We start from the raw sequence: 21,609 nt of genomic DNA, 5'->3' as shown, positions 1-21,609 counted from the left end.
TGGGGAAATACGCTCAGCCCTCCCATGGAATTGGTAATCTGAATAAAGTGTAATTAGTAATCTAAATCAGTATCTGTAATGATAAAACAATATCTGTCTGTCGTCGCATTGCTGGTGTGCGCCGCCGTTTCGGCCGAAGAACAGTCGCATGCCGACTCGCTTACGGCCGCACAACGCGACAGTATTGCCGCGCACTATCTGGGCCGTGTGGTGAGTGAGGGCGAGGCAGAGGAGTGCAACCTGCCGCCCGTGATGACGGTAGGGCAGGGCGGTCTGACTCCCGGCGAGACGATATACGCCTTCGACAATCCCGAAAGGAGAGGCAAGCAGCCGTGGATGGCGGCAGCGGAGGCGTTTGGGATAAATATGCTTGTGCTCGGGTTCGACCGCTATGCGCTCGACGCCGAGTTTGCCCGGGTGACGTTCTCGACGATGAGGCATAACGTGAAGACTGGATTCGTGTGGGACAACGACCAGTTCTCCACCAATCTGTTCGCCCACCCTTACCACGGCGGACTGTACTTCAACGCCGCCCGCAGCAACGGCATGAACTTCTGGGAGTCGGTGCCTTATGCTTTCTGCGGCAGCCTGATGTGGGAGACGCTGTGCGAGACGGAGCCGCCGGCCATCAACGACCTCATCGCCACCACCGTGGGAGGAGTGTGCATCGGCGAGGTGACGAGCAGGATAAGCGACCTTATTTACGACGACCGCCAGCGCGGATTCGGACGTTTTGCCCGTGAGTTTCTCGGTGCGTTGGTGTGCCCCATAAAGGCGCTCAACAGGATTGTCAGCGGCGACGCGTGGCGGGTGCGCACGTCATACTATAAATATCATGATTACGAGCGGTTGCCCGTGAGCTTCAATCTATCGGCCGGATACCGCTATCTGGCCGATGACAATGCCATGTTCAGAGGCGAGTCCAACCCGTATGTGAATGTGAACCTGACATACGGGGACCCGTTTGACGAGTCGACCAACAAGCCGTATGACTATTTCACGGCCGACATCACTTTCGGACTCAGCTCGAACCAGCCGCTGATAAGCGGCGTGCATCTGCTCGGCCAGTTGTGGAGCGCACCGGTATATACGGGTAACGACATGCAGGCCGAGTTCGGACTGTTCCAGCATTTCAACTACTATGACTCGCAACCTGTGAAAGACGGCACGAGCATGGTGCCTTTCCGTATCTCGGAGGCTGCGTCGGTAGGTCCGGGAGTGATCTACAAGTTCCCGCAGATAGGCAACCTCACGCATCTCGAACAGCGTGTCTTCATCAGCGGAATACTGCTCGGCGGCTCGCTGAGCGACTATTACAACGTGATAGACCGGGATTACAATATGGGCAGCGGGTACAGCGCCAAGGCCACAACCATAATGGAGTTCGGCCGCTACGGGCGGTTCACGTTCGGTGCGGACTACTATCGAATATACACGTGGAAGGGTTATGAAGGCAAGGACCTGGATACCGTAGACCCTTTATACCTCAATGCCCAGGGGGATAAGGGCAACGCTCAGTTGCTCGTGCTGACTCCCGGCCTGCATCTGTCGGTAAACGACAAGTTAGGCATCGATGTGTCGGCGTCATATTATCTGCGCGACACTCACTATAAATATTATGACGATGTGAGCGCAAACACGTTCACCGCCCAGATCGGTCTTGCGTGGAAGATGTTTTAAGACAGTTCGCCTGGCGAACTGTTTTTTGTGTATAGGGAAATGTATGGCAGATATTGTCAACGGGTAGGGGTGTGGCGGAATATACCATGCCTTTCTCCTCTTCCCGAGCCATGTGTTATCGGTAAATCATGCGTTCTGAGCTTTTTCCGGCAATGTACCGGCAGTTTGCAAACTGCGTACCGCCAACCTTTGGTTATGGTGTGCGGTATGCTCATTGCCACATACTCAAAAGCACGGGCCTGACGGTGTGTTTCCGTGTCGGTATATACGAAATAAAGACATTGAACAAACTTTACAAAACGCTCTCCATATTTCGCCCGTTTAAAAATAAAAGCACAAAGGCCGGAAATAAGCGAATTATGGGTTGCATTACACAAATGCTTGTGCATCAACTTAATACATCCACCATACCTGTTTCCCATATCATACCAACCACACCTACCGGAAATATTTTTTCCATTCAGCGTCCCGTTGCCTCCCATTCAGACGCTAAACGGAATGCAACGGGACACCGAACGCGACGCGATTGGCAACCCAACGCGCTCCAACGGGCATCCCGTTGCGGAAAAAAACAATCCGGCGAATGGCGGCATATCGCATAGCATATAGCGGTGAGTATCGTATTCGTTTTCTATCTTGACGAAAAACAAAGTGTTAAATCCGTGATATTGTTATTACAAAAAAGCCTTTTCGTGAACCGGGAGTATGCCTGAAAGGCGGGAAGACAAAAACAGAGAACGGAAGGGAGTGTTCAAAAAGCAATATACAGAAATCAACTCTCAGATAACTTCCTTTGCCTGCCTGACTTCGCAAAAAAAATCTTTTTCCTTTTCTCCGGCACAGTCTTCCATCGTTTTTATCCCCTTTGCCCTTTTGTGTTTAAGAACCTTCCGTATCCTCAAATTTCCTTGTAAATATTGCCCCTTTGTCGCTAAAAATCAGTATCTTTGCCGAGATAAAGCAATAATTGGACATGAAAATAGCATTGATAGGATACGGCAAGATGGGCAAGATGATAGAGCAGATTGCCCTTAGCCGCGGTCATGAAATCGTAAGTATAATCGAAGTGGACAATGTTCATGACTTCGACAGTCCCGAATTTGCCTCGGCCGACGTGGCGATAGAGTTCACCGCTCCGCAGGCTGCGTATGGCAACTTTCTCAAAGCGTTTGATAAAGGCGTGAAAGTGGTGAGCGGCTCTACCGGATGGATGAAAGACCACGGTGACGATGTGCGCCGGATGTGTGGCGAAGAGGGGCATACGCTGTTTTGGGCGTCCAACTTCTCTATAGGTGTCGCCATCTTCTCCGCCGTAAACCGCTATCTCGCCAAGATGATGAACGGCTTCGGACAGTATGACGTGGAGATGGAGGAGGTGCACCACATACACAAGCTCGACCACCCGAGCGGCACGGCGATAACGCTTGCCGAGGAGATAACGGCCCGCCTGGACCGCAAGGACGGTTGGACGGTTGGCACGGTGACAAATCCCGACGGCACCGTGGAGGGCACGAAAGACACTCCCGCCGACAAGTTGCGTATAGACAGCATACGCCGCGGCGAGGTGCCGGGAATACACAGCATATCATACGACAGCGAGGCAGACCGTATCACGATAACACACGACGCGCACTCACGCAAGGGGTTTGCGCTGGGCGCGGTGCTCGCCGCCGAGTATACCAAAGACCACAGCGGCCTGCTGACGATAAGCGATATGTTTGATTTTTAGGAAAGGGGAGCTTCCGGCTTTTTTGCGGCAGACACCTGTCAGCCCTCCTGCTTATCGCCGGCATCCCTTTAAATAAAAGCCAATGACAAATAAATATAAGATGAGAAAAGAAATAAACATGCGCACGCAATGGATCAAGTTTATCACCGTGCTTGTGCTTTATCTGGCTTTCCTCCTGTGGGTGGAGAGCTGGTGGGGACTTGTGGTTGTCCCGTTCATATACGACGCTTACATATCGAAAAAGATAAAATGGCAGTGGTGGAAAGAGTCGCCCACGCCCGAAGTGCGGTTCATAATGTCGTGGGTCGACGCGATAGTGTTTGCCCTCGTGGCCGTATATTTCATCAACCTGTTCTTCTTCCAGAACTATGTCATACCGTCGAGCTCGCTCGAAAAGTCGCTCCTTACCGGCGATTATCTCTTCGTCAGCAAGGTCAGCTACGGCCCGAGGGTGCCGCAGACGCCGCTTACCATGCCGCTCACGCAGCATACCCTGCCAGTGCTCCAATGCAAGTCGTATATCGAGTGGCCGCAATGGGAGTACCGCCGTGTGAAAGGATTGGGCAAGGTGGAGCTTAATGATATTGTCGTATTCAACTATCCGGCCGGCGACACCATATGTTCGGCGCCCCAGTATCAGGCACAGGATTTCTATATGATGTGCTACGGGCTCGGATACCAGATATATCCGCAAGGCCCCGATCCCGACTCGCTGTCGGTGACGCAACGCCTGCGCTACTTCGGCGACGTGTATGCGGCCGGCCGCTCATACATAGCCGGCAACCCGCAGGAATACGGCGCGATAGACACGCGCCCCGTGGATCGTCGCGAGAACTATGTGAAGCGGTGCGTGGGACTGCCCGGACAGACGTTGCAGATAAAGAACCGGATAGTATATCTCGACGGAAAGGCCAACAAAGAGCCGGACAACGTGCAGTACACCTATTACGTAAAACTGCGTCAGGCCATTCCTGACGGGCTGATGGATGAGCTTGGAATATCGATGGAAGACCTGCGGAGCCTTAACACCGCCGGTTACATGCCGCTGACAAAGCGGGCCGTGGCGGCGCTCTCGGCCCGCAAGGATATTGTGGAGCGCATAGAGCTCAACACCGCGGCAACCGACAGGGACATCTATCCGCTGAACGGAAACATGCACTGGACTCGCGACAACTATGGCCCGATATGGATCCCGGCCAAGGGAAAGAGCATAGACCTGACGCTCGATAACATAGCGATATACGAGCGGCCTATACGTGCTTACGAGGGCAATGACCTCGAGGTGCGCGACGGTAAGATAATCATCAACGGCAAAGAGGCGTCGAGCTATACTTTCAAGATGGACTATTACTGGATGATGGGCGACAACAGGCACAACTCGGCCGACTCACGTTACTGGGGATTCGTGCCCGAAGACCATATCGTGGGAAAGCCTATATTCATCTGGTGGTCGTCAAATCCCGACAAGAGTTTCTTCGGTGGAGTGCGCTGGAACAGGCTGTTCCGTTTTGTGGACAACATCAGGTGACGGCCGGGGCATATCAGGCAGCAGCTGATATACCACACATACGGACACGGATATTAATATAATGTGATGGAGGATTTATGAAAGCCGGTTTTAAGTTTATACTTGCTTTTGCGGTGGCGGCATTGTGCATGCTCGCTTTCCGCAGCCTGGCTTTCACCCTGCTCACCGTCGACGGCAATGCGCTCGAACCGGTGCTCAGGCGAGGCGACCGTGTGGTTGTCAACCGGTGGAGCTACGGCCTTCGTGCGGGTGGCAACGGCAGTCTGTTCAGTTACGGCCGGTTGTGGCGCTCGGAGGTGAGGCGGGGCGACATCGTCGCTTTCGACAGTCCGTCCGACTCGATATCGGGCATCGTAGTGTGCCGCTGCACCGCATTGCCTGGCGACACGGTGAGAACAGCCGGCGGCACGGTCACCGTACCCGGAAAAATAAACTGTGACGAGGAGGATTGCTACTGGATGGAGTCGCTCAACAAAGCGAACACCGCCGACAGCCGTGTCTTCGGGTTTGTGCCCGAGAGCCTGATAATAGGCCGTGTATGCCTCATCCTGTACAATCACGACGACAAATTGCCGCCATTCGAGGGCTACGACCCCGACAGACTATTCTTAAAGGTAAAAAGGTAAAATGGTGGAAAGGTAAAAATATGAGATCTGGCACTTGATGTTTTCCATGTTGTCACCTGCCATGTAATGGCTGGCATTTACCGTATTGGCATCTGGCATTTACTGTGTTAACATCAATCGTCCGGCATATTGACATCCGCCACCTGCCATATAAAATCAAAATCCTCTATGTATCCAATTCTATCCACAACATATTTCGGACCCGTCCAGTGGTATCAGAAGCTGGCACGTCACGGCTCGGTGCTGATGGAGGGCTGCGAGAATTATCAGAAACAGACGTTCCGCAACCGTTGCGTGATAGCCACGGCCAACGGTCCGCAGGCTCTCACCATACCTGTCGTGCGTGGCGACAGCGACTGCCTGAGAGACATACGTATCAGCGATCACGGCAACTGGCGCCATGTCCACTGGCATGCGTTGCTGAGCGCATACAGCGAATCGCCGTTTTTCGAATACTATGCAGACGATATACAGCCGTTTTTCGAGAGTCGGTGGACATTCCTTCATGACATGAACATGGATATATGCCGCAAGATTTGCGAGCTTGTCGACATTCGCCCCGATATCCGGTATACCGATGAGTATATGCCTGCGGACGCCCTTCCGCCTCATGTCATAGACTATCGGGACGCCATCCGCCCTAAAAATCCGGTGCCCGACGACGAATTCGAGCCTCGCCCTTACTATCAGGTGTATGCACGCAAGCACGGTTTCCTGCCCAATATGAGCATCCTCGACCTGCTTTTCAACATGGGTCCCGAGAGCATCTTCTATCTCGTCGGGTAGCGTGCCGCTCCCGGTTGATTTTTCGTTTTTTCGTATCTCGGTATTGTTTTAAGTGTGGATTACACGGTCATCGCGATAGTTAAAATGGTCGTTTCTTCAAATTTAACTCGCTGGAAATTTGGCAGTTGTTTTTTTTTACATATCTTTGCCGCCGTATACCTCATGAATAACTTAACAAATACCAGATATAAAGAATTATGATTATGTTTAACAAAGCCTCCCTGCTTGCAGTTGTGGCAGGTGCAGTTCTTCTTTCTTCGTGCTCGAAGGAGACGGATTTCTTTGACCCCAACTATGCTTCCAAGCAGTATGCTCAAAGTTGGGAGAATGCGTTTGGTAGCGTGGCTGCCGAACAGGACTGGAACATGGCTGTGCGTACTACCCTGAACATCAATCTTCCTTACATCAAAGGGGAAAGCGCTGTGCGGGTATTTACGACCAACCCTCTCGAAAAAGGCTGTTATCTCATGGCTGAAACCAAATTGGACAATGGTACGGGCAGTATCGTTTTCGACGCTCTTAAAAGCATGAGCCAAGTGTTTGTGGCTGTCAACAATAACGGCGAGTACCGTGTTTACGGATATTACGGCATAGAAAACGGCTTCGTGAACATAGGCACCAACACGGCAAGCATGGCAAAGAACGCTCCCGCCACGAGAGCCGCAGGCGAGTGCAATGTCACCAAAGGCGAGAAAGATACTGTTATGCAGTATTTTACCGGCTATTATAATATAAACGGTGAAAAGTTGACCGAGGAACAGGCAAGGGAGAAAGCTCCCTGGGGATTTGCGGACAACGGAACAGGAGCGGTTGCGGATTGGTTTATCAACCAAAACGGTGAGAAAGCCGGTATTCCAAATATTTACCTTGACGGTGTTGAAAAAACTGCGGCCAATCCTTATAAATTAAGTTGGGGTTATGAGAACTTCGGCTCAGGTTCGTTCTTTGAGGAATTCTTGCATTATAATTTGGCACCGAAGTACGGCACATTCTATAACAGTGCTGAAGAAATGGCCAAGGTAGAACAAGGCTTCTCCATAACGACAGAGGGCGGAGAGATAGAGTTGCCTTATATATATGGTGCCACGATAAACACCAACATGCTCGGATATGTGTATTATAAGGACGGCCAGGACCCGTTGACCCAACCGCACTATATCCTGATGCGTGACGGACGCCCGAAAGAGAATATTTACTGGGATTCCTGGCAGGGAACAAAGTTGCACGAGAACATGCAATTGTCTGTATGGGGCGATAAAGACAGCATAGCCGGCCATGGCCCAAGTTCTCTTTTATATGGAACGAATTATAAATTGGCATTCTTTGGTGAGAACCATGAATTGGAAACCGGAACATACGATTTCCCGGCCGGTTATCATGTGGTGTTCTTTATCCGCCCGATGGATTGCGGTTCATTTGAGAGCAAAGGCAAATACAACTATTCTTTGCCGGAACTGAACCGCCGCATAGGGCACTACTACATGAAGGGCCCGGGATATGACTTGAGCCAGGCGGATATGACGCGTGGCAGTGTCAAGGCAGTGTCTTGGACATATAAGGGGCATTGTTTCCTCGGATTTGAGGATGGAGCGGACGAAGATCTCAACGACATAGTGTTCTGGGTAGACGGTGCTTACACTCCCGACCAGAAAGATGAGATAGAAGTGCCGAGCAAAGACCCCGATCCGGAGCCTGAGGCTCAATCGTGGATACTCGCGTGCGAGGATCTCGGCGCTATCGGCGATTTCGATTTCAACGATGTTGTGTTCGGCATAAGCTATGTGGCAGGCCGTGATTTTGTGACGGTCACTCCGCTTGCGGCCGGTGGTAATCTGCCGTCGGTGATAAAATATAACGGCATGCCCATTGCCGATAATGCGGAGATACACCACCTTGTCAGTCCGGGTGTGACTCCGGGTGACGACGGTAAGTATCCGTTACTAAACACGAGGGGTTCGAAAGGTGTTGCCGGCGACCCGATAAAGGTAAAGGTTGGCAGTGATTTCAGTATGGAGAAACATGGTTTCACCATCACTGTCGAGAGCAACGGAGATTCGAGAACCATCACCATGGGCACCGAGACCGGCAAGGCTCCGATGATGCTCTGTCTGCCGGGTGACTGGATTTGGCCTACCGAGTGGACACGTATAGATGCCGCTTACCCGGCGTTCAAGGACTGGGTTAAAGATGTCAACGAGAATGAGTGGTACAAATCACCCGTGGAAGACAAGATTGTACAGTAAAAAAAACAAAATGAATGAAGTCGGAATCAGTTCCGACCCGAAACGAAAGATAAAGAGATGCGCCTGCGGTGCATCTCTTTTTTTTGTTGCCGTTGCATGTCGGTGCGCATTGTGTTGCGTGCCGGTCTGCTTTTTGTTGTATGTCGCAAGCATTTTATTGTGTGCCGGCGGGGTGCTTCTTGGAAAGACAGGGCGGGTAGGTGGAGTATGTTTTTGTAGGGGAATTAGGTGTATCAAATGACATAGAGGACGTTGCGAGAACCGACAAATACGTCGATATTTAGAGCTGTCGGATTTTTATTTTCAAACGAGTGGAATATGGAAGGTGTTTTGTTTTGAGTAATCAAGGGGATTTTTGAGGAGTTAAGGAGTTATCGCTCGCAAGCCCGCTAAGGAGTTAAAGACAATGGTTTTCAAGACATTAAAGTAATCATGGTTTTGTACTTATCGTCTACTCCCCGGACTGTTATCATTTTCTCTTTAATTATTTAGCGGGCTTTCGAGCGATAACTCCCTTAATCCTTCAATACAATTCCTCAATACATAAAGCTGTTGTCTTTGGCTCCTTAGCGAGCTTTCGAGCGATAACTCCTTAACTCCTTAAAAGCCCCATTGTCTTCTTAAAATAACTAATACACCATGTTCTTTTCAGGATACATATACCAGTCTGTCGCCGAGTTACGGTCTCGCGCCCACTCACCGAACGAGTGCCCGAAAGTCTGGTATGCCCCGCCCAGCATGTTGCTGTCTGTGAACGAGCCTATCGGTTTTGTCTCTCGTGCGTAGGGCGTTCCTCCAGGTAACAGCAGCGCCCAGATATACGGGTTGTCGTACGCGGCTGTGGAATAGTCGAACAGAGCGTTGTCGAGTTTGAACGGTGGCGTGTGTATCTCCCATGTTCCGCCGTTATACTGCTTTATCATGAACACGTCGAGATTGGCGGCACAGATACTGCGCGCGGTGGTCTCGCTGTCGAACATTATCGATATGGTACACTTGCGCGGAGCGATGTCTTCCGCCTCGAAGAGGTCTTCGGGTTTCATGATGCCCCTGTAAGTATTGTAGTATGGTCTCGCGACGCTTCCGTCTGTCGCTTTCACGGGCTTCATCGCCCAGTGGGCATCGTTGAACAGATATATTACGGCATCGCCGTTGTGTGCCTTGGTCACGAGCTTTCCGTTGTCTATCAGGTTGAGACTGGCCGTGGTGCGGTTGTAGAAGTCGAACCAGTCGTCGCCCTCTGTCCTCACTCCGAGCAGTTGGTCGCGGCTCGTTCCTTTCAGTCTGACGGCCGCCGCCAGTTGGTTGAGGCTCCCCACGGCATCGAGGCTTACCGTCAGTCGCATTATGTATGGGTTTGTCTCGTCTATCTCTGGTTGCAATGACACCACGATGTCGTTGAAATCGAAATCGCCCGGTTCGGGGAAGTTCTCCTCGAAACAGTACCGCAGGCTCTGCCTCTCTCCCTCTGCAGGCATCGATGATGTCTCTCCGGCAATGTCGGTTCCTCCTATTTCGGTCGTTAGCGTGCCTCCGGCAATTGTCCGGCGGTATATTCTTGTGTGTCCGTCTTCTGCCGTGAGGGCTATGTATGCGGTGTTTTCCGTCGTCATACGGTTTATTGCCGTCTCGAAGCGGCCTTGTCCCTGCGCGCGTCCCGAGGCGAGAAGCGTCGGTCTGTCGCCGCCGATAGGATTTCCGGCATATATCCGTATGGTGTATATCGACTTGTCGGCTGTTCTGAGTGTCGTTCTCACCGTGACAGGCTTAATGGTCTCCCACGTGTGCGCCCGGTCAACGTCTGTCACGGGGAAAGCTCCGCTCACAATCTCTTCGTATACCCCTTGGTCGAAGTAGTCCTTGTCTTTGCACGATGTGGCTGCGCCGGCCGTCAACGTGAGTGCAATCAGCAGTTTTGCCTTGTTGTTCATGATAGGTGTCTTTAATCTTACAAATGTATGAAAAAAATCCCTACCTTGGCGTTGTTCTCCTGTCTTTAACACTTTTGTTTACCGCTCGTTGCGAGTATTTTTGTACCTTTGCAGGAGATAGGCCGTGCCGTGCACGGAACGGATAATGACAGGGCCGGTTTCATTTCGCCCGGCCAAGCGCAGTCTTTGCACGGTATGAATATGTAATAAAAGCAGTTTGCGTACAGATGGTTCTCAATTATATTTGGATGGCTTTTTTCGTCATTGCGTTTGCCGTGGCCGCGGTACGGCTCGTGTTCATTGGAGATCTTGAAGTGTTCCCCGCCATGATGGACTCCACGTTTGCATCGTCGAAGACAGCTTTCGAAATTTCGCTCGGGCTCACGGGCGTGCTCTCCCTATGGCTCGGCATCATGAAGATAGGCGAGCGCGGCGGGGTGGTGGCGGCGCTGGCAAGAATACTAAGTCCGGTGTTTGTTCGTCTTTTCCCCGACATACCCAGGGGGCATCCCGTCACCGGGAGCATCTTCATGAATATTGCCGCCAATATGCTGAACCTCGACAACGCCGCCACGCCGCTCGGACTAAAAGCCATGGAGCAGCTGCAAGAGCTGAATCCGAAAAAAGACACGGCCACAAACCCGATGATAATGTTTCTCGTGCTCAATACGAGCGGATTGACGCTGATACCGGTGAGTATCATGGTGTACAGGGCGCAGATGGACGCTGCCAATCCTACCGATGTGTTCATACCGCTTCTTCTCGCCACGTTTTTCTCCACGTTGACAGGTATCGTTGTCACAAGCCTCTATCAGCGGATAAACCTCATCAACCGTACCATGATACTGGCGCTCGGCGGAATGTGTGCGGTCGTAGCCGCGATAGTATGGGGCTTCGGCCGTATGGATAAGGTGATGATGGACACCGTGAGTGTGAGCGTGGCCAACATATTGCTGATGACCGTCATCACGGGCTTCATAATCGCCGGGGTGAGAAAGCGGATAAACGTGTACGATACGTTTATCGAGGGAGCGAAAGACGGTTTTTCCACCGCCGTGCGCATCATACCGTATCTCGTGGCTATGCTCGTGGGAGTGGGAGTGTTCCGTGCATCCGGGGCGATGGACATCATCACAGGTGCCGTCCGCATGGCTGTCGAGGCATGTGGAGGCAGCGGCGATTTCGTGGGCGCGCTACCCACGGCGCTGATGAAGCCACTCTCCGGCAGCGGGGCGCGCGGCATGATGGTCGACGCTATGACTACATACGGTGCCGACTCGTTCGTGGGTCGCCTGAGTTGCGTGTTCCAAGGTTCCACGGATACCACGTTCTATATTCTCGCCGTGTATTTCGGCAGCGTGGGAGTGCGCCACACACGCCATGCCGTCACCTGCGGCCTGCTCGCAGACGCGGCCGGAGTGGTTGCCGCCATAGGGGTGTGCTATTTGTTTTTTTAAAGGTAAAAAGGTAAAGAAGTAAAAAGGTAAAAAGCCATGCGGCGTGGGAGTGGCCATTATTATTGTTAGTGAGTAAATACAAACGGATGCGTGGATATAAAATAAATAGTTATGGGGCAGGGGAAGAATGTTATTTATCAGTTGAGCAAATGCTTTGCGTTGAGGATTGTGAGGCTTTACTGTTGTTTGCGTGACAACAGAGGAGAATATGTCATTTCGAAGCAATTATACAGGTCGGGCACGAGCATCGGGGCAAATATCGCGGAAAGCATCTATGCTCAAAGCGATGCGGACTATATAAGTAAACTGAGCATTGCCCTGAAAGAAGCAAGCGAGACTGAGTATTGGTTGGACTTGTTATATGAGTCGGAAGTGATAAGTGAAAAGGAACATAACTCGTTGGTTACGGACTTGAAAACAATAATTGGAACATTGATAAACATAATAAACAAAATAAAAAAACAAGAAAAGGGAAGATAAATAAAAGTAATAAACATCTGTAATTATATTATTGAAAGACAATTCGTTTGTCTTAATAAATATCTGTTATAGTAAAATTGAAAAGTCATCATATTAGAATTATGATTAGAATCATGAAAAGACAAAAGATAGATGATTATCTGTATAATGTCATACGGTTTTCTGATAATGTAAGTTCCGGTGTTTTTTACCTTTTTACCTTTTTACTTTTTTACCTTTAAACAATGTCTTCTTTAAAATCATTGGCAAAAGATACTGCGATATATGGATTGAGCAGTATTGTAGGCAGGTTTCTCAATTACCTGCTTGTACCGCTTTATACGGCCAGGCTGTCGGCCGAGAGCGGAGGTTACGGAGTGATAACGCACGTGTATGCGTACACGGCATTGCTGCTCGTAATACTGACATACGGAATGGAGACCACCCTGTTCCGGTTCTCTAACAAGGAAAGCGAAGATCCCGATACGGTGTTCTCGACCGCTTTGAAGGCCGTCGGCATCACCTCGTTGTCGTTCATCGTGCTTGTGTTTGTCTTCATATCGCCCCTGTCGCAGGCCATGGGATATGCCGATCATCCGTCGTATATACTGGCAATGGCGGTCACAGTGGCCGTGGATGCGTTCCAGTGCATACTCTTTGCCCGTCTGCGCCATGAGAAACGGCCTGTCAAGTTTGCCGCTCTCAAGCTCCTGTTCATCGTCATGAATATAGCTCTTAACGTGGTGTTCTTTGTCGTTTTGCCGGAGATTACAGACAGCCCTGTCGATGTTGGCGATGCGTTCTATATCAATCTCGCATGCACGGTGTTCATAACGCTCTGCTTCGCGGGAGAGCTCAAGACGGCATTCACGGCCTGTTTCGATGCCGCTTTGCTGCGCCGCATGCTCTCGTATAGCTGGCCGATACTCGTGCTCGGTATAGCGGGAATACTCAATCAGACGGCCGACAAGATACTTTTCCCTTATCTGTATGATGGGAATAACGTCAACAAGCAGCTCGGAATATACAGTGCGGCGTCGAAAATAGCCATGATCATGGCAATGATAACCCAGGCGTTCCGTTATGCTTACGAGCCGTTTGTGTTCGGAAAGTCGAAAGATAAGGATGGCGACAGCCGTGAGGTGTATGCCAAGGCGATGAAATATTTTATTATCTTCACGCTCATGGCGTTCCTTTTTGTAACCGGATATATCGGGGTACTCCGCTATATCATAGGCAGCGACTATTGGCCGGGGCTTGATGTGGTGCCCGTAGTGATGGTGGCGGAGATAATGATGGGAGTATACTTCAACCTCTCTTTCTGGTATAAGCTCATCGACAGGACGATATGGGGGGCGTGGTTCTCCGGTGTCGGTTGCGCCGTGCTGTTGGCGATAAACGTCATTTTCGTGCCGCGATACGGCTATGTGGCGTGTGCCTGGGCCGGTGTCGCCGGTTACGGCACGGCCATGACACTGTCGTATGTCGTCGGTCAGCGTTACTACCCAATTCGCTATCCGCTCGGTGAGATAGCGGCCTATGTGATTCTTGCCGCCGCTCTCTTCGCCGGTATCACCGTGTCAAACGCCGGTCTGCCGCCCATTGCCGCCGTCGGGGTGAACACAGTGCTCGTGGCCGTGTTTGCCGCCGTGGTGGTCAGGCGCGATTTTCCGCTCTCTTCGCTGCCCGTTGTGGGCAAGTATTTCCGCGGCAAGCGTGGCGTTTAGCGGAAAAATAGCTATCTTTGCACCTGGCAAACGTGATGGGGCGGGCACCGCAACGACACGATACTTAGACAGTCGAACGACAATTTGATTGTAATTACGTCAGTCCTACGGTTGACGGATGGATATCAGGATATGCTGTCACGGTGACGAGACGGCGCGTGTGCGTTCATTCATAAGCATATCTGAATGAGGCATACTGTCAAAATCACTAAACACTAATCTCAGCATTAGGAATAATACAAACATATATAAAAGATGAAGAAAATAACATTGACAGCAGCGTTGGTGCTCTCCATCACGGCGGCAAAGGCCGATGAGGGCATGTGGACGCTCTATGACCTGCCCAATGCCGTATACGAGCAGATGCGGGCGGAAGGTTTCGCCATGCCTTATGATGGCCTTTACAACAGTGACAACGCCATAAAGAACTGCGTGGTGAACTTCGGCGGCTTCTGCTCGGGTGTGGTGGTGTCGCCCGACGGCCTTGTATTCACCAACCATCACTGCGGTTTCGAGGCCATACGCAGCCACTCTACCGTGGAGCACGACTATATGCTTAACGGTTTTTTCGCCAAGTCTTACAAGGAAGAACTGCCCAACAAGGACTTGTTCGTGAGTTTCATGGTGGAGCAGAAGGATATTACCTCGAAGCTCGACAGCATGGGGCTTAACGACATGTTGCCGTCCCGTCAGGCTGTGTTCCTCGACTCGATAGAGAACGTATGGTCCAAGGACGTGAAGGCTAAGGACTCCACACTGCGACTCGAAATAAAGCCTTTCTACGAGGGTAACAGATTCTATGCCACCACATACCGTGATTTCCGTGACCTGCGTCTTGTTTTCACCATTCCCAAGTCTATGGGAAAATACGGCGGAGAGACGGACAACTGGATGTGGCCGCGCCAGACTTGCGACTTTTCCGTGTTCCGCATATATGCCGATCCGAAGACAAACGGTCCGGCGGATTACAGCGAGAACAACGTGCCCTATCACCCGTCGTCATGGGCTCCCGTGTCGATGGACGGATATAAGGACGGTGATTTCTCGATGACGATAGGCTATCCCGGCAGCACCAGCCGTTATCTCTCGTCTTACGGTATACGCCAGCGCCGTGACGCCATCAACGAGCCGCGTGCCCAAGTGCGCGGCGTGAAGCAGGATGTGATGATCCGTCACATGCGTGCCGATGAGGCGGTGCGTATCAAGTATGACTCGAAATATGCCCAAAGCTCCAACTACTGGAAAAATTCCATCGGTATGAACAAGTGTATCGACAGCACGGGACTCATACGCCAGAAGGCCGATTTCGAGGCACGGATACGCCATTATCAGGACTCTACCGGCTACTTGAAAGGCAAACTCGACTTCGACCTGATGTCCCGCCTTTACAATGAGCGCATAGCCGTGCGCCGTGCGATGACAGTATTCACAGAGACGTTCTTCCGTACAAACGAGCTTGCCAGCCGTGCGCTGCGTGCCCACAACGGTTCCGAGGTGAAAGGACCGGAAAACAAGAAGTCAAAGCAGTACATAGAGTTTGCTGATAACAGCGCCGAGTGGGATGAGGCACTTGACAAGGAGGTGTATGCCGTGCTGTTGAAGAACTACCGTGAGCAGGTGGATGCCAAGTATCTGCCCGATTTCTACAAGACTATCGACAGCCGTTTCGGAGGCGACTGTGCCAAATACGTGGATTACCTGTATGCCAATTCGATGCTGATGAAGAGCGGAAAGAAGATTTATATCAACAAAAAGAGCTTCAGCAAAGACCTCGGTGTGCAGATGGGTCTCGACATTATGAGCATGTATGCCTCCTTAGGCGAGCCGCTCACGGCATCTGTCGACTCTATCGACGTGCAGGAGAAATATCTCTGTGCCGCCAAGATACGCATGGAAGAGGATATGCCTCATTACAGCGACGCCAACTTCACTATGCGTCTGAGCTACGGACAGGTGGGCGGATTCATGCTTAACGGCAAGCCGTCGGGATATTACACCACGGCAGAGAGCATGGTGGAAAAGATGGACAAGGGCGACAAGGTGGTGGATTACTTTGCCGAGCCGATAATGAAAACGCTGCTTTCAGCAAAGAATTTCGACCCGTATACCGACAAGACCACAGGTAAGATGCAACTCTGTTTCCTCACAAATAACGACATCACTGGCGGCAACAGCGGTTCGCCGATGTTCAACGGGAAGGGACAGCTTATAGGATTGGCGTTCGACGGAAACTGGGACAGCCTCTCGGGCGATATCTTCTTCGATTCCAAACTCGCGCGTTGCATCGGTGTCGACATCCGCTACGTACTCTTCATGATGGACCGTTGGGGACATGCCGACCGCCTTTTGAAAGAGATTGACGCCAAATAGAATATCCGGCAGACCGTGCCCGTGGCTTGCCGGCGGATAATGATTTCCGGCTGTTTGCCGCATATTAACCGTTAATTAGGATAGCAAGGACATGGCCATACCGGACTTACGGTACCGCAGAGGCGCCGGGACATGCAGGATGATGACATTCGGTCGATTACTCCCGTGTCCCGGCGCCTCTGCGGTATTTTAATCTCCGCATAGTGCCTTTGCTTAATCATGTCAATTATCAACCATCCGTAGATGAAAAAGATAACAATCATTTGCTTTTTATCGCTGCTGGCGGCTTCGTTCACGGCCGTGAACGGTCAGGACACTAAGCTGCTCACATCCCTGTTTGGCGGAAACCGCGCTGAGGATGCGCTTGACAAGATACTCGTGGCCTGCGGACAATTCGAGCCGTTGCCCCGTTCTGGCAGTTCTTTCTGGCGCGACTCGATACCCCAGAGCGTTCGCCGCAGTTATATAGAATACGGTGAGAGGTATCTCGGTGTGTCGTGGCCGGTGCTTCCTGTCACCGAGTTCGCCCGTTTCAAGACCGATGGCAACCGTACCGGCTACGAGCGTCTGTCGTTCGCACGCCGCCGTGCGCTGGCCGCTTTGGTGGTGGCCGAGATTGCCGAGGGGCGCCACCGTTTTGTCCCCGGCATCGTCAACGGTCTGCAAGCGCTGCTCGAAGAGACGTGGTGGGGTATACCGGCGCACTACAACAAGCCTGTGCCGGTGTATGAAGACCAGACGGTAGACCTGTTCAACGCCGAGACGGCCGGGCTCGTGGCATGGACATCATACATGCTCCGTGCCGAGATAGACAGTTTCTCGCCGCTTCTCCGCAGACGGATAGACAGCGAGATAAACCGTCGCCTGCTGCGCCCGGCCCTGAAAACGGACTACTGGTGGAAGCGTGCCGGAATGAACTGGAACCCATGGATAGCGAGCAACTGGCTCGCCTGTGTGCTCATCTGCGAGCATGACAGAGACCGGCAGCTTGCCGCCGTGGCTCAGATAATGACGGCTCTCGACACCTTTACAGACTCGTATCCGGCCGACGGCGGTTGTGATGAAGGCCCTAACTACTGGGATCGCGCCGCGGCATCGCTTTTCGATTGTCTCAACCTGTTGCGCATTGCCACCGGCGGCCGTGTCGACATAGGCTCGCATCCGAAGATAAGGGCCATGGCGGGATATGCTTACAAACTGTACGCGGGTGACGGCAGGTGCGTGAACTTCGCCGACGCCGGCATTAACACCATGGCGCTGCAACTCAACGTGGCCTATCCTTTCGGGCGGTATACCGGCGACAGCACGATGACGGCTTTCGCGTCGCACATTGCCGTAAAGAAAGATTTTGCCAATCATGCCGCCGACATCTACGATCGCAGCGGAAACTGGCCCGCCCTTGCCCGCGAGCTGTTTCTTCTCCGTGATGTGGCGGGTCTGCTGGCCGAGCCTGCCCGTGAGCCGCTGCTGGCCGATGTGTGGCTTCCCGACCTGCAAATCATGACTGCCCGGCGCCGTGAATTATACGTGGCGATGAAGGGAGGAACGAACGGCGAGAGCCATAACCACAACGATGTGGGCAGTTTTGTCGTCTACTGCGACAACCGCCCGGTCATCGTCGATCCGGGCGTCGGCAGCTATACGGCCAAGACATTCGGCCGGGACCGCTACGATATATGGACCATGCAGTCGCAATATCACAACCTGCCGGTAATCAACGGTATGGGGCAGCGCGACGGTGCTGGATATGCCGCATCGGCGGTGAGATACTCCAAGGGACGCATGCGACTCGACATTGCCGGTGCCTATCCGGCAGAAGCCGGGGTGAGGCGTTGGATTAGGGAAGTGCGCGTTGGCGGTTCGGGAATTGTCGATATTACGGAAGACTACGAACTGACTGTATGCGGCGTACCGCCGTGCCTCGTTGTCATGGCCGCCGTGTGTCCCGACATGTCCGTGCCGGGCAGAATATCGCTCGGTTCACATGCCGTCCTTTACAACCCGGCTCAACTTTCCGTTTCCATTGAACCTATGGAGCCTTTGCTCGACGACAAGTTACGCGGCGTATGGGGCGACGACCTTTACCGTATTGTGATGACGGTGAAAGGGAAAGATAAGAGAGGGAAAATAAGGTGGAGGTTTTCTTTGGGGAGATGAGTAGTAAGGAGTTGTGGAGTAAGGAGGTATGCTTGGTGATAAAGTCTGTACTTTTAATACATGAAAGTAATGATGGCTTTGCATCCGGCGCCCATTATCCAAAAACTCTGTACTCAAAGCATACCTCCTTACTACTCATCTCCTTCCTCCCCAATTTCTTCCTCCCCATCTCCTTCCTTATAAATTTTACTAAAATCAAAAAAATATGACCTATAATACAACAACCCTTCCGTGCGGGCTCCGTATAATCCACAGGCAGACAGACTCACCGGTGATATACTGCGGATATGCCGTGAATACCGGGACACGAGATGAACAGCCGGGCGAAGAAGGAATGGCACACTTCTGCGAGCATCTCACTTTCAAGGGCACGTCCCGCCGCAGTGCCATCAGAATAATAAACTGTCTCGAGAGCGTGGGCGGCGAACTGAACGCTTTTACCACCAAGGAGCATACCGTATACTACTCATCGGTGTTGAAAGACCATTTCGCAAAGGCCGTCGACCTGCTCACCGACATTGTGTTTCACAGCACTTATCCGCAGAGCGAGATAGATAAGGAAGTGGAGGTGGTATGCGACGAGATAGAGAGCTACAACGACTCGCCTGCCGAACTGATATACGATGAGTTCGAGAGCCTGATTTTCGGCGGTCATCCGCTGGGACGCAATATTCTCGGTGAGGCCTCACGGCTGCGCACGTATACCACCGCCGACGCCCGCCGATTCATCGCCTCCCATTATCGGCCCGGCAACATGGTGTTTTTCGCCTGCGGCAATCTCGATTTCGGCCGTCTTGCGTCCTTGCTGCGCCGCCTTACAGCCGATATGCCGGCTGCTTCGCCGCATGCGGTTTGTCAGCGCGTCGCCTCGCTGCCGCCTTACACTCCGTGTACCGTGACGCGCGAGAAAGCCACTCATCAGGCGCATGTGATGATCGGCAACCGTGCATACGGCATGTACGACAGTCGCCGTACCGCTCTCTATCTGCTGAACAACATGCTCGGCGGGCCGGGCATGAACGCGCGCCTGAACCTCTCGCTTCGTGAGCGTCACGGCCTGGTATATACGGTTGAGAGCACAATGGTGAGCTATCGGGACACCGGCATGTGGAGCGTATACTTCGGTTGCGATCCGAAAGACGTATCACGCTGTCGCCGACTTGTATTCCGGGAGCTTGACCGCATGGCCGACCGTCCGCTCGGTGCGGCCCGCCTTGTTGCCGCAAAGCGGCAGATAAAGGGACAGATAGCCATTGCATGCGACAACAGGGAGAGCTTTGCGCTCGATTTCGGGCGTACTTATCTCAATTTCGGTAAGGAGAAAGATGTCAACCGGCTCTTTGAGCGCATAGATGCCGTCACGGCGGAAGACATAATGCGGACAGCCGCCGAGGTGTTTGCCCGCGATAGACTGACAACGCTCGTTTTCCGATGAGCATCCCTAATAGATATTTATAATCTGTACCGCCCCGTTTTCCGAACACGTCAGGAAAGCGGGGCCTCATTGTTTTTTGTACTAATAAAGTCACGTATTTAACATTTTGTTTTCTGTTGAAATAGAAAACGAAGACGATATGTAGCGCTATATGCAATGCGATATGCTTTTTATCGCAAGTTGGTAATTCTGCCGATTTTCCGCAACGGGATGCCCGTTGGCTTGCGTTCGGTTGCCGGTTGCGTCGCGTTTGGATACCCGTTGGCTTGCGTTTAGCGTCTGAATGCGAGGCAACGGGACGCTGAATGGAAAAAATCGGAAGGGCAGGTGGGGTAGGTTTGATAGGGGAGGCAGGTTTGAAAGGTGTATTAGGTTGATGCACAGGTGTTTATGCTATACTGCTCATAATTAGCTTATTTCCGGCCTTTGGGTTTTAATTTTGAAACGGGCGGAATATGGAGGGCGTTTTGTAAATATTATTCATTTATGCGGGTTGATGTCTCCGGATGTGCGGGTTGATGTCTCCGATAACTCTACGGATGTCTGTTTCCGGTCAAAGGAGAAAGCCTACGGACGTAGGCATGTTTGCTGTCGATGTCAGAAAAAATATTACTTATGGCTTTGGTCGGCATGTATGCCGAAAAGCGGCATACCGCCGATATGCCCTTGCGGTGCGTATCGACGGTATGTCAGGCGTGTTTTTCATTCAAGTGATTTCGTTATCTGGCGGCGAAGAACATCCCGTCGTTCATCGCCATGCGCAGGTTGTACACTCCTGCCTCGTCGGGAGTGACGTCCATGCTGCGTCCGTCGGGCAGGAAAGCCCTGATAGTGCCGTCTTCATTGAAGCGGAATATCTCTGCCTCCTGGCCGTCTGATTTCAGTGTCCACGAGTCGTTGGTGTTGTCGTGCACGAAGAGCACCTTCTCACCAGTGGGCTTTGTGATCTCGTATCCGTCTTTCAGTGTTTTCACTGCATATTGTTTTCCGTCCTGTCCCCAGACGTTTTCCACCTGTCCTGCCTTTGCAAGGGGGCTTGAGCCGCTCCAGAACTCGATTGAGTTGAGCACCAGCAGGTCGGCCAGTCCGAACAGTGCGTATACCGGTGAGCCAACGATGAACACCAGCTCGTTGACGAATTTATTGCTCAGTTTCTTGTTCCATGCCAGTGTTTTGTTGAACAGTGGGAACGAACCGATGCACGAACTTGTCATCATGGCTCCGGCCATGAGACAAACGAAGACTTTGATAGTAATCTTTCTCATAATTTTTCCGTTTTAAAATGTTATTATTTCATGGTCTTGCGGCCGCCCGCCGTGCTTGCCGTGCGTTCCCGCGGCCGTTTTCGGTGCAAATATAATGATTGATTTCCACAGGTTGACGCAAACGCGTCTCTTTTTCATTTTTCTTTTTTTACGTTATGTTTCTTTTGTTTTTCCGGATCTTCTTTTTCCGTCCGTTTTCATTATATGGTGAGGCGT

General features: G+C 51.9%; 14 protein-coding genes. 12 read left to right on the top strand and 2 right to left on the bottom strand.

Going from position 1 to position 21,609, the window contains the following annotated elements; genetic code table 11:
* The first annotated feature begins 78 nt into the window (after window positions 1-78).
* From HPS53_RS03075 to HPS53_RS03050, 6 genes are all read left to right on the top strand, one after another.
* Window positions 79-1,680 carry a DUF3943 domain-containing protein gene (locus tag HPS53_RS03075; protein WP_253942805.1) on the top strand — a complete coding sequence of 534 codons (1,602 nt, stop codon included), beginning with the start codon at window positions 79-81 and terminating at the stop codon, window positions 1,678-1,680.
* Between the two features lie 973 nt (window positions 1,681-2,653).
* Window positions 2,654-3,409, top strand: coding sequence for a 4-hydroxy-tetrahydrodipicolinate reductase (gene dapB / locus HPS53_RS03070; RefSeq protein WP_172204291.1), 756 nt, complete (start codon window positions 2,654-2,656; stop codon window positions 3,407-3,409).
* A gap of 100 nt (window positions 3,410-3,509) precedes the next feature.
* Window positions 3,510-4,937 carry a signal peptidase I gene (gene lepB, locus HPS53_RS03065; RefSeq protein ID WP_371741749.1) on the top strand — a complete coding sequence of 476 codons (1,428 nt, stop codon included), beginning with the start codon at window positions 3,510-3,512 and terminating at the stop codon, window positions 4,935-4,937.
* Between the two features lie 77 nt (window positions 4,938-5,014).
* Complete coding sequence (gene lepB / locus HPS53_RS03060) at window positions 5,015-5,563, top strand: signal peptidase I (RefSeq protein ID WP_104369158.1); 549 nt, start codon at window positions 5,015-5,017, stop codon at window positions 5,561-5,563.
* 168 nt (window positions 5,564-5,731) lie between these two features.
* The gene (locus tag HPS53_RS03055) at window positions 5,732-6,349 is read left to right on the top strand and encodes a WbqC family protein (protein ID WP_172204287.1); all 618 of its coding nucleotides are present in this window, start codon (window positions 5,732-5,734) and stop codon (window positions 6,347-6,349) included.
* Between the two features lie 197 nt (window positions 6,350-6,546).
* A complete protein-coding gene (locus HPS53_RS03050) occupies window positions 6,547-8,592 on the top strand; it encodes a DUF4842 domain-containing protein (RefSeq protein ID WP_172204285.1) in 2,046 nt (681 codons plus the stop codon).
* A 629-nt stretch (window positions 8,593-9,221) separates the two neighbouring features.
* Here HPS53_RS03050 and HPS53_RS03045 read toward each other — a convergent pair.
* On the bottom strand, window positions 9,222-10,523 hold the full coding sequence (locus HPS53_RS03045) for an LruC domain-containing protein (RefSeq protein WP_104368798.1): 1,302 nt from the start codon (window positions 10,521-10,523) through the stop codon (window positions 9,222-9,224).
* A gap of 227 nt (window positions 10,524-10,750) precedes the next feature.
* Here HPS53_RS03045 and HPS53_RS03040 point away from each other — a divergent pair, with 227 nt between their 5' ends.
* The 6 genes from HPS53_RS03040 to HPS53_RS03015 all read left to right on the top strand — a co-directional run bounded on the left by HPS53_RS03040 (window position 10,751) and on the right by HPS53_RS03015 (window position 20,128).
* A complete protein-coding gene (locus HPS53_RS03040) occupies window positions 10,751-11,980 on the top strand; it encodes a nucleoside recognition domain-containing protein (protein WP_172204283.1) in 1,230 nt (409 codons plus the stop codon).
* Window positions 11,981-12,091: 111 nt separating this feature from the next.
* Window positions 12,092-12,460, top strand: coding sequence for a four helix bundle protein (locus HPS53_RS03035; protein WP_172204282.1), 369 nt, complete (start codon window positions 12,092-12,094; stop codon window positions 12,458-12,460).
* 224 nt (window positions 12,461-12,684) lie between these two features.
* Window positions 12,685-14,166, top strand: coding sequence for a lipopolysaccharide biosynthesis protein (locus HPS53_RS03030; RefSeq protein WP_172204280.1), 1,482 nt, complete (start codon window positions 12,685-12,687; stop codon window positions 14,164-14,166).
* A 255-nt stretch (window positions 14,167-14,421) separates the two neighbouring features.
* Window positions 14,422-16,536 (top strand): S46 family peptidase, encoded by a 2,115-nt coding sequence (locus HPS53_RS03025; protein ID WP_172204278.1) that lies wholly within the window; start codon window positions 14,422-14,424, stop codon window positions 16,534-16,536.
* Window positions 16,537-16,779: 243 nt separating this feature from the next.
* Complete coding sequence (locus HPS53_RS03020; protein WP_172204276.1) at window positions 16,780-18,693, top strand: heparinase II/III family protein; 1,914 nt, start codon at window positions 16,780-16,782, stop codon at window positions 18,691-18,693.
* 205 nt (window positions 18,694-18,898) lie between these two features.
* Entirely contained in the window at window positions 18,899-20,128 is a 1,230-nt protein-coding gene (locus HPS53_RS03015; protein WP_172204274.1) for a pitrilysin family protein, read from the top strand.
* Window positions 20,129-20,847: 719 nt separating this feature from the next.
* Here the strand turns inward: HPS53_RS03015 and HPS53_RS03010 are convergent.
* Window positions 20,848-21,393, bottom strand: a complete 546-nt coding sequence (locus HPS53_RS03010) for a DUF3332 domain-containing protein (protein WP_104370294.1) — start codon at window positions 21,391-21,393, stop codon at window positions 20,848-20,850.
* Window positions 21,394-21,609 lie beyond the last annotated feature (216 nt).

The organism is Prevotella sp. PTAC (assembly GCF_013166535.1).
GTDB lineage: Bacteria > Bacteroidota > Bacteroidia > Bacteroidales > Bacteroidaceae > Prevotella.
This window is presented reverse-complemented; position numbering and strand designations above follow the sequence as displayed.